Raw genomic sequence first — 15,819 nt, forward strand, 5'->3', positions numbered from 1 at the left:
TGCAATCCTGTCGAATGCTCAAAAGGGCGGCTCTTCCGGGCCGCCCTTTTTCGTTGGTCATGCCTGTCCACATCTCGCCGCCTCTTCCCCCTGCAGCCGCGTGGCAAAGCCTGATACACTCTCCAGTCAATGCCTGATTCTGCTCGCCTCACGCCCCGGCCCATGATCCGCCAGCTCCCGCCCGATGCCGTCAACCGCATCGCGGCCGGTGAGGTTGTGGAACGGCCCGCCGCCGCCGTGAAGGAGCTGGTCGAGAACGCCCTGGACGCGGGCGCGCGCGCCATTTCCGTCACCATTGAGGGCGGCGGTCTCAAACGCCTCATCGTGGAGGATGATGGTTGCGGCATGAGCGGGCCTGAAATCCTTATGGCGCTGGAACGCCACGCCACATCCAAGCTTGCGCCCGGTGAGGATGGCCGCATCGATCTTCTCAACATCCACACAATGGGCTTTCGCGGTGAGGCATTGCCCTCCATCGCCAGTGTCTCGCGCATGACGCTCACCTCAAAGGCAGACGGCGAGGACGCGTCTGAAGTCTTCGTTGAGGCAGGCCGTGTCGAAGGCCCGAAACCCGCCGCCTGGGCGGGCAGGGGAGAGACCGGCACCCGTATTGAGGTCCGTGACCTTTTCCACGCCACACCCGCGCGCCTTAAATTCATGAAGTCGGAACGTGCCGAGACGATGGCGGTGACCGATGCCGTCAAACGCCTCGCCATGGCGAACGCAGACGTCTCCATCTCGCTTGAAAGCAATGGCCGCAACGTCTTCCGCTATGCCGCCCACCAGGCCACTCCCGACGGCGACCTTGAACGCCTCGGCGCCATCATGGGCCGCGAATTCCGTGAGAATGCGCTCGCTATTGAGTCCGAACGCGACGGGGTCACGCTGACAGGCTTTGCAGGCCTGCCGACCCTCAATCGCGGCAATGCGCAGTACCAGTTCCTTTTCGTGAATGGCCGCCCCGTAAAGGACCGCATGCTGACCGGCGTCATCCGTGCGGCCTATCAGGATTTCCTCGCGCGCGACCGCCACCCCATGGCCGCCCTCTTTGTCGATTGCGACCCTGAACTCGTTGACGTCAACGTCCACCCGGCCAAGACTGAAGTCCGCTTCCGCGATGCCGGCAATGTGCGCGGCCTCATCATCGGCACGCTGCGCCATACGCTGGCCGCCGCAGGCCACCGCGCCAGCACCACGGTTGCAGGCTATGCCCTTGGCAAGATGCAGGGCGAGGAGACCCGGCCCAAGGACCAGCCCCTGCCGCAACCCTCTGTCTGGGATCGCTCCAGCCTGTTCCGCGACTCCTATGGCAGCACGCCGCCACGCCCGCAGGCCCCTTCGCAGCCGATGCCGGACTGGGCCGCGCCGCAACAGCCTGCCTCGTCCGGTGTTGCCGAAGACATCGCCCGCTACGACGCCCCGTCTGCACGGTTCGAGCCTCAGCCTGAACCCACGCAGCACGATTTCCCGCTCGGTGTCGCCCGCGCCCAGCTGCACGAAACCTATGTTGTCGCCCAGACGCGCGACGGCATCGTCATCGTCGATCAGCACGCCGCCCATGAGCGGCTCGTCTATGAGCAGATGAAGGCGCAGATGGCCGCCGATGGCGTCAAACGCCAGGCGCTCCTCATCCCTGAAGTTGTCGAGCTCACCGAAGATGAAGCCGCCCGCGTGCTCGACCGCGCCGATGAGCTCGCTGAAATGGGCCTTGAGATCGAAGCCTTCGGGGCAGGGGCTGTCTGCGTGCGCGCAACGCCGGCCCTCTTCGGCAATATGGATGCTGCCGGCCTCATCAAGGATCTGGCCGACGATTTCGCCGAATATGAGGAAGGCCTCGCCCTGAAAGAGCGGTTTGAGGACATCATGGGCAATATGGCCTGCAAGGGCGGGGCCGTGCGCGCCGGGCGGCGCCTCAACGCCGATGAGATGAACGCGCTGCTCCGCCAGATGGAAGCGACCCCCTATTCAGGCCAGTGCAATCATGGCCGCCCGACCTATGTCGAGCTGAAACTCGCCGACATCGAAAAACTGTTCGGGCGGCGCTAGGTGGGCGCGCCGCAGGCCATCATCTTTGACTGTGATGGCGTGCTGGTAGATTCCGAAGTCATCGCCATTGCGGTCGAGCGCGAACACCTCTCCGGCTGGGGGCTCGTCTATGACACTGAGACCTATCTCTCGCGCTTTGTCGGCCTTCATAATCGCGACTATCACGCGGCCCTCCGGCAGGACGCCAAAGACCGGCGCATAGACCTGCCTTCAGATTTCCCGGCGATTATCCAGTCAGCGATATGGACCCGCTTCGAGACAGAGCTCACCGCCATAGAAGGCGCGCGCGATCTCGCCGAAGCTTTTAACGGCCCGGTCGCCGTGGCCTCCTCCTCAGAGCAGGACAAGCTCCATCGCAAGCTTGAGATCACAGGCCTCGCCCCGCTTTTCGGCGCCCATGTCTACTCCTCCGACAGGGTAGAGCACGGCAAGCCCGCGCCGGACCTCTTTCTCTACGCGGCAGGGAAGCTGGGTGTAGAACCGGCCTCATGTCTGGTGATCGAGGACAGTGAGAACGGCGTGCGTGCGGGCCTTGCCGCGGGCATGCGGGTCTGCGGGTTTACCGGCGGCGGACATGCCGATGCCGGGCTCGCAGACCGGCTGAAAGCGGCCGGGGCCCACCAGGTGGCAGGTACGTTTCCAGACATCCGATATTCCGTTTCAGATTAACAGGCCGGCAAGGCCCTGAACATTTCCAGCCTGCCGCTCCGTGAAATGGGGAGATGGTGCATTGGGCTTCCGCATGGGAAGGGTGGCGGCATTATTCATCTGGAAAATATTATATATTTTCATGTGCTTAGCGCGTTTTTGCTTCCCAGAATCGCCGCTTCGTGCCATGAGCCGCCCACCAAAATCTGCGCCCGGTCTGACACCGGCCGCTGAGGGCAAGGGCTGTGAGGGCGGCCCTTGATCAGAAGGGGAAAACTCATGAAACGCGCCACCTGGCTCACCTCCGGCGTTGCACTCGCCGCGCTCGTCTCGCTCGCACCTGTCGCCAGCGCCCAGTCACCCAGCAATGAAGACCTGCTTGCGCGGATCGAGAAGCTTGAGGCACAGAACGCCGCGCTGATGTCGCGTCTCGACCGGATGCTGGACGAAGACGACATCGAACGCGTCCCGGCCAGCGATGGTCCGGAACTCGCCACCGATACGCTGGTCAACCGCACCGGCTTTGTCGGCACCGATGCCGCCTATGGCTTCGATGTTCTCGATGCCGCGGAATATGTGAACAAGAAGCCGATCGTCCAGCTCAAGGCGCGCGCCGAAGACCGCCTGGCCACCCCGCTTACCGTCAGCGGCTCGATCATCGGCATCGCCAACTATCAGGACAGCAACAGGGATTCCAAGTTCGGCTACCTGATGCGCAACCCGACCTCCGCCAACCAGATCGGCGATCATGTCTCCGAAGCGCTGATCCACTCAGCCCAGCTCGGTTTCACCGCCAATTTCTCTGACTGGCTGACCGGCTATGCAGAAATTCTCTATAATCCGCAGCAGAACTTTGCCTCCGGCACGATCACCAGTCTCGACCGCAATCAGCTCGTCATGCAGCGCGCTTACCTGATGCTGGGCAATCTGGAGCGCTCGCCGCTCTTCGCCGTGATCGGCAAGGTGGACACGCCATTCGGCCTCAATGACACGGTCAGCCCCTTCACCAATTCGACCAGCTGGCACTCCTTCGCCGGTCTCGCCTATGGCGCTCAGGTCGGCTATGTCGATGAAAACCTCATGGTCCGGGCCATGGCCATCCAGGGCGGGGCGCAGTTCCGCGCCGCCAATGCGCCGGTCGAAGGCACAGTGGTCCCGTCCCGCGTCAACAATTTTGCGGTCGATGCCAATTACACCTTCCACCTGAATGACGCCGACTGGGTCATGCTCGGCGCCAGCTATGAGCATGGGTCACCCTATTGCCAGAGCTATCCGGTCTTCCACTTCAATCCGTGCGGCGACAACAATCCGGCCTGGGCCGCCTATGCCCATACACAGCTTGGCGCGTTCGAGCTTCTGGGTGAGTTCGCAGAGACCACAGAGGAATGGCCGGGCTCGGCTGTCCCGATCCCGACCAACCCGCTCAGCGTCTATGAAGCGCAGAAAACCCGCTCATGGACCGTCGGTGGACGCTATGGCTTTGGCGACTTCCTGCTGTCTGACAAGCGCACCAACTATGTCTCGCTTGAGTTCAGCCAGTTCCGCGCGGGCGATGATGGCGCGCCATGGGAGCGCCAGAACCAGTTCGTTCTGGGCTATTCGCGCTATCTCATCGACAATGTGAACCTCTTTGCTGAGGCGATCCATGTCGATGGCTTTGCCCCGCTCAACTTCCTCAGCGGCGGCAACTTCCCCGATGGCAGCACCTGGGCCGACAATGATGCCAAGACCGATGTGATCCTGGTGGGCGCGCACACCGCCTTCTAGGGTTTTCAGAACGCCAACAAGACAACGCCCGCGTGCCCTCAAGGCGCGCGGGCGTTTTCGTAACGTCCTTCGAGGCAAGCCTAGTAATTGGCGGGCGGGTCGCTGGCCGGAAATGTCTCGTCCAGTTCCTCATCCTGCTTGTCCCAGTCCTCAGGCGGATTCTTCTGGGCCTCCTTGCCGGCGGGCCGTACATGCTGGTCCTCCAGTCCTTCGGAGGCTTCCTTCTCGATCTCTTTATCTTTCATGGCGCTCTCCAGTTCAGTGTCTCTGCCTTGAAAAACGTTACCTGACCGGCCCCGTTCCCGGACGTCGGCGCGATTGACGCAGCTGCGCTCGCGCGCTTATCGCTGAAGGGATAAGAAAAAGCCCGGTGGGAGGCCGCTGCCAGACATGAAACTCGACCGCGCGATCAACATCGACGATTTGCGCGCCATGGCGAAGGCCCGGCTGCCGCGCATGGTGTTCGACTATATCGACGGCGGGGCCGATGATGAGGTCACGCTGAAGCATTCGGTCAGCCGCTTTGACGACTATCAGCTTACCGGACGCACCCTGCGTGATGTGTCGAAAATCGACTGCTCCACCACGATCATGGGCCAGAAGACACGGCTTCCCTTCTTCATCTCGCCGACCGCTTCAACGCGTCTCTTCCATCCCGCCAAAGGCGAGCTCGCGATGGCGGGCGCGGCGCATGAGAAGAAGGTGATCTATGCCTGCTCGACGCTCGCCTCCCAGACGCTAGAGGATATCGCAGAGGCGAATCCGGGCTCGAAATGGGTCCAGCTCTATGTCTGGAACGACAAGGAGATCGTGAAGACCTTCCTGAAACGCGCCAGGGCGGCTGGCTTTACGGGCTGTATCCTGACCGTGGACATGCCCGTGGCGGGCAATCGGGAGCGCGACCCGCGCAATCACTTCGCCGTGCCGCCCACACCAAACCTCAAGATTGCGCGTCAGGTTCTCGCGCGTCCGGGATGGCTATGGGACCTGGTGCGCAGTCCGAAGATTACGCCTGCCAATTTCACCCATCTGCGCGGCGGCAATGCCGGCGAGACGGGCGGTGTCATCGGCTTTGTGAATGAGCAGTTTTCCCGCTCGGTGACCTGGGACGATGTCAGATGGATGCGCGATGCCTGGGAGGGCGGCTTTGCCATCAAGGGCATTTCGCGCGCCGAAGACGCAAAGAACGCCATCGAGATCGGCGCAGATGCGGTCTGGGTCTCCAATCATGGCGGGCGGCAGCTCGACAGCTCCGTGCCCGTCATCGACCTGTTGCCAGAGATTGCCGACGCCGTGCGCGGGCGCGCCGACATCATAGCCGATGGCGGTGTGCGCCGGGGCAGTCATGTCGCCAAACTCCTCATGCGCGGCGCCACCGGCGTGGCCCTCGGGCGCGCATCTCTCTTCGGCCTCGGGGCAGGCGGACAGCCCGGCGTCGAACGCGCGCTTTCCATCATTGAGGATGAGTTGCGCCGCACAATGGCCCTGCTCGGCGCAACCAGTATCGGAGAGCTCGAGCCGGAGCTGATGAGGGTGCCGAAATTCTAGCGGAAAGCTTCTTCAGGGGGACGAATGAAAGCGACATCAAAAGGCGACCAGCGCTTCTGGGACAGGCTCGCGGAAAAATATGCCAGCCAGCCCATCGCCGATCAGGCAACCTATGAGCAGAAGCTCGCTATCACACGAAAATATCTGACGCCCGAAAGCGAGGTGTTCGAGTTCGGCTGTGGCACCGGCTCAACCGCGCTCCTGCACGCGCCGCATGTCAGATACATCCTCGCAACCGACGTCGCCGGGAACATGCTCGATGTCGGACGTGGGCGGGCGGCAGATGCCGGCATCGGCAATATCGATTTCAGGCAGACCGGCATTGAGGAATATGAACCGCGCGGCCAGCAATTCGATGTCGTTCTCGGTCTCAACATCCTTCATCTCTGCCGGGACCCGGAAGGCGTGACGCAGAAGATTCATGCCCTGCTGAAGCCCGGCGGTTATTTCATCCAGAGCACAGCCTGCCTGAAGGATGCCTCGCCCATCCTGCGTGTGGCCGTGCCATTGATGCGTGCCATAGGCAAGGCGCCCCATGTCAGCTTCCTTTCAGAAGAGGACATCCTTTCCATGCTGGACAGCAACGGCTTCACTCTCACGGAGAGCCTGCGTACCGACAGCAGCATGGCCGCCAATTTCTACGTGGCGCAGAAGCCAGAAGGCTAAGCCCCTTCGGCTAGGTCTTCCCCCGCTTGGGGGGGAAGTGGCCCGCGCCTGCGGGTCGAAGGGGCTCGGCCGTTCTCGGGTTCAACGCCCCCGCTTCAGCTTCTGGATTTCCACTTCCAGCGCGGAGAGGAAATTCGACCGGTCCGCCGGCTTGAAGCTGGCCGGCCCACTCGTCTGTTCGCCCATGCCGCGCAGGTCCTCCATGATGGCCCGCGTCGCCACGGCCTGCCCGATGGAGTTTTCGGTGAACGCCTTGCCCTTGGGCGAGAGGACGCGCGCCCCCGCCTTCAGGCAGCGCTCGGCCAGCAGGATGTCGCTCGTCACAATGATGGCGTGCGCATCGGCCCGCTCGGCGATCCAGTCATCGGCAACATCGGGGCCTTCCGGCACCGTCACGCGGGTGATCAGCCTGTGCTGGGGCACCCGCATGAAACTGTTGGCGACGACATTGACCGGCAGGTCGTGGCGCAGCGCCACCTTGTAGACTTCATCCTTTACCGGACAGGCGTCGGCATCGACATGGATGACGATCCCGCTCACTCTGCGTTGGCGGCCTCTGGCGCGACGACTTCAGGCGCGTCCACAAAAGGCTCGATCCCGAAGGCCGGATAGATCTCGCTCGGGAAGTAGGCCGTGCCATCCTTCATGACGAGTTCGACCGTCTTGATGGCAGCAAGGTCCTCAAGCGGATTGCCCGGAACCAGGAAGAAGTCGGCCTTCTTGCCCTCTTCGATGGAGCCGATCTCATCGCCCATCTCCAGATAGTCAGCCGCCTCCTGCGTGGCCCGTGTCAGGATCTCCGCCGGGGTGAAGCCGACATCCTGATAGAGCTCCATCTCGCGGTGCTGGTTGAACGCGCCGCCCATATCGGTGCCGAACCAGATGGTGATGCCCGCTTCGCGCATCCGCGACAGCGTCTCGACGATCTGGTCGAAGGCGCCCGCATAGGCTTCATCGTCTTCAGGCGTCTCGATATTGGACCAGGCCTGTTTGGCCTCGCGCTGCACACCGACCGGCATATGGTCGACATAGTCGGCGACACCCGCCCGCGTCTCGCCATTGCGCGACAGCAGCAGCGCTTCATGGATCGCCAGCGTCGGGTCGATGGAGACGTCATTCTCGACCATCAGGTCGAGGGTCTCCTGAACCTGCTCGCTGTCGAGATCGACATTCGGCAGGCGCTGCAGGGCGGTGAGACGCAGCAGGGTACGCGTGTCCTCATCGTCTTCCAGCACCCAGCCCAGCATGACCTGGTTGATATGGGTCAGCTCGTCATAGCCGGCCTCGATCATCTGATTGGCGCGCGAGAAGGCCGGCACATGGCCCGCGACCCGCAGCCCGCACTCATGCGCGAGATCCACCATTTCGGGCACCCATTCGCCCTTCATGGAGTTGTAGATCTTGATCTGGAAGAAATGCCCGGCCTCGCAGGAATCGCGGACGGCCTGATTGGCCTCTTCCTGATTGCTGACGATCATGCCGTTATTGGAATTATAGGGGCTCTTGCCCTCGATGAAGCTGGAGCGGACAATGCGCGGGCCGGCCAGCGTGCCGTTTTCGATCTTGCCGATCAGCTCGTCCAGAACCTCATTGTCATTGCCCATGTCGCGCACAAAGGTGACACCGGCCAGCACGTTCAGGAGCGCTGAATTCTGTCCCATATGGCCATGCATGTCGGAAAGGCCGGGGATGAGCGTCCCGCCTTCGCCATCGATGACATATTCGCCCTCGCCGCTGGCATCGGCTGCTTCGATGGCCGTGATCCGGTCATCCTCGACCAGGACCGAGGACGGCTCGCTCAGCGCCATCGTTTCCGGCTCATAGACGCGCACATTGGTGATCCGCACCGGCCCGTCGAAATTGTGGGCATATTCGGCCTGCAGATCCTCGAAACGCTGCGTCGAATAATCGACTGCCTTCTGGCGCAACATCTCGTCATTGCCCTCCAGGCCTTCCTTCACGATCAGGAATTCCGGCGTCATCAGGGCGAGATACTCCTCGCCGTCTGCATCCATCAGGAAATAGGTCGGGTCGAGTTCCGGCCCGATCAGCGCATAGGCGGTCGCATCCAGCGCGCCGTCCGCCCCTTCGATCTCGAAGCTCTCCAGCTCCTCCATGCTGAGCGTGCCCGCGGGAAGCGCCGGCATCGACATGTCGTCATCGCCGAGCAGGGCGCCTGCATAGACGGCCAGCGCATAGGGCGTGCCCGACTGGGCGATATAGACGCTCGGCTGGTCGATCGCGGCGTCGCCCGTGCCCGTGGAATCGGTCCAGTTCGCCGTCCCGTCTGTGACCGAATAGCTCTCATCGACGGCATTGCCGAAGGTCGTATTGCCCTTCACGCTCCAGGCGACCGGGACACCGTCCTCGTTCAGCGTGATTTCCTCGGCCATGGTCGGGCCGCGGCCATTATTGCGGTACTCATAATCGACCGTGATCTCATTGCCCGCCCGGTCGACAACCATGTCGCCGATCTTCGTGCCGCTGGTCAGGATCGTATAGACAGACTGGCTCTCCGCCGCCGGGGTCTCGTTCGCCGCCTCTTCGGGCGCCTCGCCCGCGTCCCCGCCTGAGGGGTTCGAACACGCGCCAAGCGCCACGAGGCCTAGTGCGGCCAGCCATCTATACGTCATCTGGAAGTATCCTCCTGCCCAACTCAACAAGCCCCCATCAAAGCAGATCGGCTACCAGAAAGCGAGGGCAGCGCCATGGATTGGCTCTGAATTTTCTATAGCCCGGACCCGTCGGCGCAGTGCAGTCGCCAACGCTGTATCTCGGCTGGGCTGGGCAGGCCTCTAACCCGCCAGCATAGGCGCTATGACCAGTCCACCTGCCAGCCAGAGATAGGCAATCACAGCCAGAACGAAGAGGATTTTCTCCGTCGCGCCTTCGCCCACCGGATTTCCGAAGCCTGCCGTCACGCCCTTCCACCAGAGGAAGACACCCGACAGTGCCAGGAAAGCCAGATTCAGGAACAGCGTATAGTCGACCTTGAAGAACTCCCGGTCGGTCACCGCCTGAACGCCGGAGGGGTCCGGCAGGAGGCCCATCGCGCTCAGGGCGTAGTGCAGGACCAGCGCCGTCCCGACCAGCGCGATCAGGAAAACGCCCATGATATAGAGCGCCATCGGCCAGCCATAGAATTTCGCCTGGATGCGCAGCACGGGCAGGACGATCAGGTCTGAGAAGATGAAGGCCATGATGCCCGCAAAGGCGACGCCGTTCGAGAAGAGGACCGCGGCCAGCGGAATATTCCCCATTGAGCCGATAAAGGTGAAGAACGCCGCCAGAGGCCCGACAATGGTCTGGGCCAGCACCTGCCAGAAGGCCGGATCGTCAGAGCCGGACCCGATGAATAGCGTCTCGAAAAAGGCGCGCGGCACAAAGGCGGCGATGATCCCCGCCACGGTGAACCCGACCGTCACATCCTTCCAAACCATGCCCCATTCCATGACATAGCGGTGGGACACCTTGCGCCAGCCTTCCCGGCTCTGGATCAGTTTCTTCCAGTTGGGGACCTCGCCCTCTTCCTGTGACCCTTCGGCCTCGCGCGCCCGCTCACGGGCCTTCTCGGCAAGGCCAAACGCGCCGGTCAGACGCACGATCATCCAGGTGAACAGGATGAGCAGGATACCGCCCACATATTCGCCCACAACAAACTGCCAGCCGAGGAAGACCGCGATAATGATCCCGAGCTCAATGACGAGATTGGTTGAGGCCAGCAGGAAGGCGAGCGAGGCGACAAAGCCTGCCCCCTTGGCAAAGAGCGAGCGCGTGGTCGCCAGTGCCGCGAAGGAGCAGGAGCTTGAAATGAAACCGAAAAACGTGCCGAGCGCGATGGGCTTGGGGCCCTCACCGCCCATGGTCTGCTTCATCCGCTCCCGCGTCACGAAGACCTGGATCATCGAGGAAATGAGATAGCCGAGCCCGAACGCCCATAGCGCCATCCAGAACAGGCCGGCGCTCGTCACCGCGGCCTCATGCCAGGTCGTCAGGAACTCGTTCATGGGGGCAGCCTCCAGCCTTGCTCTTCGGAGCAAATGGGCGGCACGTGCCGCAAGTTCCTCAAAACCTGAATGTATTCCCCAGCCGGATGATCGCGCTCGTCTGGACTGAGCGGAAATTGCTGCGGAAGTCGTCTCCCTCGATGATCGCGCCATGGCCGAGCCCTATGAAAAGCTCGGTCTGCGGCCTCAGCTCCCAGTTGACCCGGCCGAAGAAGGAGAGGCTGTGGGAGATGTTGTCATATTGCGTCTGCGTCGAGATGGAGAGGTCCGGGCTCAGATTGAACACCGTGTTGACCGAGCCGATCTGCACATCGACATCGCCCGCCGGCACCGAAATCGCCTCGATGGAATAGGACGCACGAAGGTCGATCCGCGCATTGGGCCGGTAGAGAAAATCGCTCGCGAATTTGGTCGAGTCCCCGCCATAGAAGTCCTGATGGCTGAGCTCCAGTTTCGTGCCATAGGGCCGCGTCAGGGAAGACTGGAAGGTCAGCGTAGCCCCGTCATTGTCATAGGACCCCACCGGCACCACCAGACCGCCCGGCAGGGAAAACGGCGTGAAGATGACCTGGCGTTCGTCCGACAGTGAGAGCGTCAGATCGTCGGTCCAGCGGGTCTGGAGCCCGGCCACAAGCTCATTGCGCCGTGTCTCCATGCGCCCGTCGAGGTCGGTAATATACTCGTGGCGCGTGCCAAACTGCCACCAGCGCATCCAGTCCGGCCCCTGGCGCAGGCGACGGTTGATCGCGGCCGAATAGTTGCGCGTGCCCGCCCGGTTCACAAAGCCAAGGGCCGGGGCAAAATCATCGCCGATCTGACGGAATTCAATACCCCCGGCGAGCGCATCGCCCTGGTAATCGCTCCTGAACCCGAAGGAGCTGTCATCCCCGCGGGTCGAGGATGAGGAGAGGAGATAATAGACGTCCGTCTGCATCCGGCTGCCCCCCAGAAAGGACGGCGTCTGGTAGAGATAGTCGACCCCAGCGACCGTATTGTCGGTGCGCCCTGTCGGGTCGCCATGGGTGGCAATAATCCCGACACGGTGCTGGCGGCCAAGGTCTGTCGCAATTCGGGCAACCGAAAGCGTCTGGGAGTCGATGCCCTGCGCCTCGCCCGTCCGGGCGGTCAGCGCGCCGATCTCGAAGCCGCCCGCTTCACCGCTGAGCTTCAGACCGCCGCGGATCTTCACCCGTTCGCCGTTCACGATACCGATGCGCCGTGAAAAGAAGGGCTGACCATTCGGGACATTGGACATCGCGCGCACCGACTGGGAGCCGCGTGTGAAGGTCTGTCCACCAAACTCGAAGAAGGCGGCATCCTGCAGGAAGAAGTCGCGGGTCTCCGGAAAGAAGAGCGAGAACCGGCCGGTATTGATCTGGCGGGCATCGAGCGGCGTGTCCGAGAAATCGGTATTGAGCGTCAGCAGCCCGGTCATGCTTGGCGTGATCTTGTAGGCGATATTGGCGCTCGGCTCGAGGCGGACATCGTCATCGCGCGGCTCAGTCCAGTCCCGATTGGCGGTGACGCCGGCCTGGAGCTGGACGTCGAGACCATGACCGCGATTGATGTCGGTAATGCCTTCAAGTCGACCGGCCCGTGAAAAGCCGAACTTGTTGACCGACTGGTCGATCGCCGCCCAGCGGATTTCCTGCGCCTTGTGAGAGCGCTCGCGTGTGATCATCAGGCCCCAGCCATCTCCGCCGGGGTCGAAGCTCAGCGACCGGAAGGGAATGACCAGTTCGGCGGTCCAGCCATCCTCGACGATCTGCCCGGCCGAATCCCAGATCGTATCCCATTCATCGACGGGCGGGCGATTGGCCTGGACGAGGCGTTCGGCGCGCGCGCCAAGGGCATTCACGTCAAAGCCGAAGCCGCTGATGCCTGTGTCGAACGGGTCGATATAGAAGCGCAGCATGTCATCGCGCCAGACCTGGCCATCGCGCTCCAGGATGGTGGCGAAGATATTCTCCACCTCATCGTCATAGGCATAGACGCCGACATAGAGATTGTTCTCGTCATGGGCGAGATAGACCCGGGTCTCCACGTCGGGATAGGCAATCTCCGGTTCGACCTGGTAGAATTCCGTCAGAACCGTCGCCTTGGCCCAGGCATCATCGTCCAGCTTGCCATCGATCACCGGCGCGTCCGCGCTATCGATACGGGTGGGCGTCACGCGCGGTGTATAGGTCTGGAAATCCCGGTCAAATGCCTCCTGCGCCACCACAGCTGGCGCGGCAAAAAACATGCACATCACGGCAAAGGCCGCTGTTCTGAACACGGTCGTCCCCCCTGCGGGCGCAGGCAGGCCCGGCATTTATCAGTCCGGCGGACCCTAGAGAAAGCCGTTTGGAAGGGCATTCGGCGCGTGCGGGATCATGCACGCAGTTTGGGGGATGATGCCGGTTTGAGCGCCCGTGATTTCGAAACCGGGCCTTTTGCTCATTTTCCGGGCAAATCAGGCGCCGGAATCAGAACGGCACGTTCGGGTCGTCCTCGCCGGCGCCGCCAAGGGCGAGGCCCGCAAAGTCGAACACACGCGGATCGTGCAGATGGCTTGGCCGCACAGTGGCCAGCGCATGCGCCATGACCTGGCGCACGCCGGGCTTCTTGCGCTCCCACTCATCCAGCATCGCCTTCATCGCCTGCCGCTGCAGCCCGTCCTGCGAGCCACAAAGGTTGCAGGGGATGATCGGGAATTCCATCGCCTCTGCGAACTTTGCCAGATCATCCTCGGCGCAGGTAATGAGCGGGCGCAGCACGAAAAGATCGCCCGCATCATTGAGCAGCTTTGGCGGCATCGCCGCCATCCGCCCGCCATGCACCAGATTCATCATGAAGGTCTCAAGCGCATCGTCGCGGTGATGCCCCAGAACGATGGCCTCACAGCCTTCCTCGCGCGCGATCCGGTAAAGAATGCCCCGGCGCAGGCGCGAGCACATCGAACAGAAGGTGCGGTTTTCCGGCACTTTCTCGGTCACGATGGAATAGGTGTCTTCGGTCTCGATCCGGTATCTGACGCCGACCCTGTCCAGCCATTCCGGCAGGACGTGTTTCGGAAAGCCCGGCTGGCCCTGATCGAGATTGCAGGCGATCAGCTCCACCGGAAGCGCGCCCTGCCATTTCAGGTCGATCAGCGCCGCCAGCAGCCCATAGCTGTCCTTGCCGCCCGACAGGCAGACCAGCCATTTCGGCGGCTCGCCCGTTCGGCTTCGGTCGACCATGCCATACTGGTCCACCGCCTGAAGCGCGCTGCGCACGATCCGCTTGCGCAATTTCTTGAAGGACACGCTTTTCGGCACATCGGCAAAAAGCGGCGGGACCATCCCCGTCATCACATCGTCAGCCATGGCGCCGCTTGTGCCACATTCGCTTTCAAGCGTCATCCCGGGCCCCGCAGGGCCGGTCAGAACGGGGCGCCCGCAATTGCGGCGCCGCCCAGGACTGGCATGACGAAGAGGCTCGCAAACAGAACGATATTGAGAACCGGCACGCGTTTCAGCCGCGACAGGGCGGCGGTAACGAGCAGCCCATAGGCGATGGTGACAATTCCAAACAGGGGCGCAATCGCAAAAGCGCCGGCAATGGATAGCGGGAAGGCGATGGCAATGAAGATCAGCGCGGTGCGGATGCTCAGCGCGCCGCTGGCAAGAGGGCGGGCATGTTTTGAATGATGCGCGCGGTCATCGGCTATGTCGAACAGATCGTCCAGAATATAGGTCGCGCTGGAAAATACCGAAAAAGCGATCAGGCCCGCCACCAGAAGGCGCCAGTCATCAGGCGCCAGTTGGTCCCGCATAATCAGCGGCACAAGGAAGATCAGAAGGCTCAGCGCCCAGCGCTGTGGGTGCATCGCCGTAAAAAGGGCCCGGATTTCGCCCCGCTTCTTCACCAGCTGTTCGACTTCGGCCTCGACTTCCGACGCACGGCGCAGGCGATAGGACTTGCCCGGCGCATTGATGCCATAGCCCTTTTCGGCAAGTTTCCAGACAGCGAAGTCGGCTTTCGAATTGCCGGCATAGATGAAGTTCTCGCCGTAATTGTCGGTCAGGAATTTCGCCTTGCGGTGCGCGGTGAGGTTCACACCCGGCGTCGACCCCTTGAAGAAATCGAGACCAAGATAGCCGGCGATCTTCTCGACAAGGATCTCGTCTGTCCCGGAAACAAGCCCGATCTTGTGACCGTCCTTGCGGTATTTTTCCACAAGGTCGAAGACGGCCGGTTCATAGGGTAGAAGCGCCGGGTCGATATACTGGTGCAACCGCTCCGACATGAAGCGCTTGGCCTTCGACCGGTTCACGATGAGCAGCAAGATTGCATAGGGAAGATGCAGCGGCATCCGTCTTGCGCAGAGGATCAGGAGTTCCTGGGTGATGTCGCCGCGAATGAGCGTGCCATCAAGGTCCAGGACCAGTACAGACTTTGACATGACTTGGCTAATTCGCCCCAATCTACGCGCAATTTCACGGGTCACGCTCTCTATCAACTCTGGCCTGCCATGCAAACCGCCGCTCAGCCGGGCGGGCCCTGACCATACACCACCGTCACCACCACGCGCCGGTTCGCAGGCTCCCGCACGCCGTCCTCTGTCTCGACAGCAAGATCGGTCTCACCATGCGCGGTCGTGGTGATGATCGTCGGGTCGGCGCCGAGGAGGACAAGAAGCTCGTCCACTTCAGCGGCCCAGAGGTCGGTCATCGCCTGGCTATCGGGCTTCTCAAGCAGAGTATCGGTATGGGTGTCCACGCGAATGTCGGCAGGCTTGCCGCGTGAGAGGGCGAGTGTCAGCTCTGAAGCAAGATCGGCGGGATTGAAGCTTGCCCGGTCGCCGATGAGATAGGTGACCGTTTCGGTACTTGGTCGGGCCGGGTCACCGGCGATCTTTGCGGTGGGCGCGCCGGGCAGATCGGTCACGCCGTCCTCCGGCCCTGCGGCTTTATCCGGCTTGAGGAATGTCCAGCCCGCGGCCAGGGTGAGACCGGCCAGAAGAAGACCGAAAGCCGGGGGCAGACTGCGATGCATGATGATGGCTTCCTCAGATAGGCGGGCTGAACACGGGCGAGCATAAGTGGCCCGGACTTGACCGGTGAGAGGCAGGTGCCCCGGCTTGTCGAATTATGGACCGGTTGGCCTGAAGGTC

The 15,819-nt window shown here is 62.3% G+C and carries 13 protein-coding genes; 5 read left to right on the forward strand and 8 right to left on the reverse strand.

What is annotated here, in order from left to right; all coding sequences use genetic code 11:
* Nucleotides 1-162 precede the first annotated feature (162 nt).
* The 3 genes from mutL to ABNU55_RS01600 all read left to right on the forward strand — a co-directional run bounded on the left by mutL (nucleotide 163) and on the right by ABNU55_RS01600 (nucleotide 4,461).
* The gene (mutL, locus tag ABNU55_RS01590) at nucleotides 163-2,046 is read left to right on the forward strand and encodes a DNA mismatch repair endonuclease MutL (protein WP_290748886.1); all 1,884 of its coding nucleotides are present in this window, start codon (nucleotides 163-165) and stop codon (nucleotides 2,044-2,046) included.
* Nucleotides 2,047-2,715 (forward strand): HAD family hydrolase, encoded by a 669-nt coding sequence (locus tag ABNU55_RS01595; RefSeq protein ID WP_290748888.1) that lies wholly within the window; start codon nucleotides 2,047-2,049, stop codon nucleotides 2,713-2,715.
* Between the two features lie 258 nt (nucleotides 2,716-2,973).
* Nucleotides 2,974-4,461, forward strand: a complete 1,488-nt coding sequence (locus ABNU55_RS01600) for a hypothetical protein (RefSeq protein ID WP_290748891.1) — start codon at nucleotides 2,974-2,976, stop codon at nucleotides 4,459-4,461.
* Between the two features lie 80 nt (nucleotides 4,462-4,541).
* Here the strand turns inward: ABNU55_RS01600 and ABNU55_RS01605 are convergent, their stop codons facing one another.
* A complete protein-coding gene (locus tag ABNU55_RS01605) occupies nucleotides 4,542-4,706 on the reverse strand; it encodes a hypothetical protein (RefSeq protein WP_290748893.1) in 165 nt (54 codons plus the stop codon).
* Nucleotides 4,707-4,851: 145 nt separating this feature from the next.
* Between ABNU55_RS01605 and ABNU55_RS01610 the strand changes: the two genes are divergently transcribed.
* On the forward strand, nucleotides 4,852-6,009 hold the full coding sequence (locus tag ABNU55_RS01610) for an alpha-hydroxy acid oxidase (RefSeq protein ID WP_290748895.1): 1,158 nt from the start codon (nucleotides 4,852-4,854) through the stop codon (nucleotides 6,007-6,009).
* A 24-nt stretch (nucleotides 6,010-6,033) separates the two neighbouring features.
* A complete protein-coding gene (locus ABNU55_RS01615) occupies nucleotides 6,034-6,675 on the forward strand; it encodes a class I SAM-dependent methyltransferase (RefSeq protein WP_290748897.1) in 642 nt (213 codons plus the stop codon).
* Between the two features lie 81 nt (nucleotides 6,676-6,756).
* Here ABNU55_RS01615 and ABNU55_RS01620 read toward each other — a convergent pair whose 3' ends face one another.
* From ABNU55_RS01620 to ABNU55_RS01650, 7 genes are all read right to left on the reverse strand, one after another.
* Nucleotides 6,757-7,206: a YaiI/YqxD family protein gene (locus ABNU55_RS01620; protein WP_348764220.1), complete on the reverse strand. Its 450-nt coding sequence runs from the start codon at nucleotides 7,204-7,206 to the stop codon at nucleotides 6,757-6,759.
* A 5-nt stretch (nucleotides 7,207-7,211) separates the two neighbouring features.
* Nucleotides 7,212-9,308, reverse strand: a complete 2,097-nt coding sequence (locus ABNU55_RS01625; RefSeq protein WP_290748902.1) for an amidohydrolase family protein — start codon at nucleotides 9,306-9,308, stop codon at nucleotides 7,212-7,214.
* A 162-nt stretch (nucleotides 9,309-9,470) separates the two neighbouring features.
* Complete coding sequence (locus ABNU55_RS01630; protein ID WP_290748905.1) at nucleotides 9,471-10,682, reverse strand: permease; 1,212 nt, start codon at nucleotides 10,680-10,682, stop codon at nucleotides 9,471-9,473.
* A gap of 58 nt (nucleotides 10,683-10,740) precedes the next feature.
* The gene (locus ABNU55_RS01635) at nucleotides 10,741-12,960 is read right to left on the reverse strand and encodes a carbohydrate binding family 9 domain-containing protein (RefSeq protein ID WP_290748907.1); all 2,220 of its coding nucleotides are present in this window, start codon (nucleotides 12,958-12,960) and stop codon (nucleotides 10,741-10,743) included.
* A 190-nt stretch (nucleotides 12,961-13,150) separates the two neighbouring features.
* Nucleotides 13,151-14,029: a tRNA 2-thiocytidine(32) synthetase TtcA gene (gene ttcA / locus ABNU55_RS01640; RefSeq protein WP_290748909.1), complete on the reverse strand. Its 879-nt coding sequence runs from the start codon at nucleotides 14,027-14,029 to the stop codon at nucleotides 13,151-13,153.
* Between the two features lie 56 nt (nucleotides 14,030-14,085).
* Entirely contained in the window at nucleotides 14,086-15,108 is a 1,023-nt protein-coding gene (locus ABNU55_RS01645; protein WP_290748912.1) for a UbiA family prenyltransferase, read from the reverse strand.
* An 83-nt stretch (nucleotides 15,109-15,191) separates the two neighbouring features.
* A complete protein-coding gene (locus tag ABNU55_RS01650; protein ID WP_290748914.1) occupies nucleotides 15,192-15,701 on the reverse strand; it encodes a hypothetical protein in 510 nt (169 codons plus the stop codon).
* Nucleotides 15,702-15,819: the final 118 nt, after the last annotated feature.

Source organism: uncultured Henriciella sp. (assembly GCF_964005855.1).
Taxonomy (GTDB): domain Bacteria; phylum Pseudomonadota; class Alphaproteobacteria; order Caulobacterales; family Hyphomonadaceae; genus Henriciella.

Bases quoted from the DNA above. Each gene is read 5' to 3' on its own strand.
- ttcA (WP_290748909.1), bottom strand. From the start codon at position 14,029: ATGGCTGACGATGTGATGACGGGGATGGTCCCGCCGCTTTTTGCCGAT.
- ABNU55_RS01630 (WP_290748905.1), bottom strand. From the start codon at position 10,682: ATGAACGAGTTCCTGACGACCTGGCATGAGGCCGCGGTGACGAGCGCC.
- ABNU55_RS01625 (WP_290748902.1), bottom strand. From the start codon at position 9,308: ATGACGTATAGATGGCTGGCCGCACTAGGCCTCGTGGCGCTTGGCGCG.
- ABNU55_RS01605 (WP_290748893.1), bottom strand. From the start codon at position 4,706: ATGAAAGATAAAGAGATCGAGAAGGAAGCCTCCGAAGGACTGGAGGAC.
- ABNU55_RS01615 (WP_290748897.1), top strand. From the start codon at position 6,034: ATGAAAGCGACATCAAAAGGCGACCAGCGCTTCTGGGACAGGCTCGCG.
- ABNU55_RS01645 (WP_290748912.1), bottom strand. From the start codon at position 15,108: ATGTCAAAGTCTGTACTGGTCCTGGACCTTGATGGCACGCTCATTCGC.
- mutL (WP_290748886.1), top strand. From the start codon at position 163: ATGATCCGCCAGCTCCCGCCCGATGCCGTCAACCGCATCGCGGCCGGT.
- ABNU55_RS01650 (WP_290748914.1), bottom strand. From the start codon at position 15,701: ATGCATCGCAGTCTGCCCCCGGCTTTCGGTCTTCTTCTGGCCGGTCTC.
- ABNU55_RS01600 (WP_290748891.1), top strand. From the start codon at position 2,974: ATGAAACGCGCCACCTGGCTCACCTCCGGCGTTGCACTCGCCGCGCTC.
- ABNU55_RS01610 (WP_290748895.1), top strand. From the start codon at position 4,852: ATGAAACTCGACCGCGCGATCAACATCGACGATTTGCGCGCCATGGCG.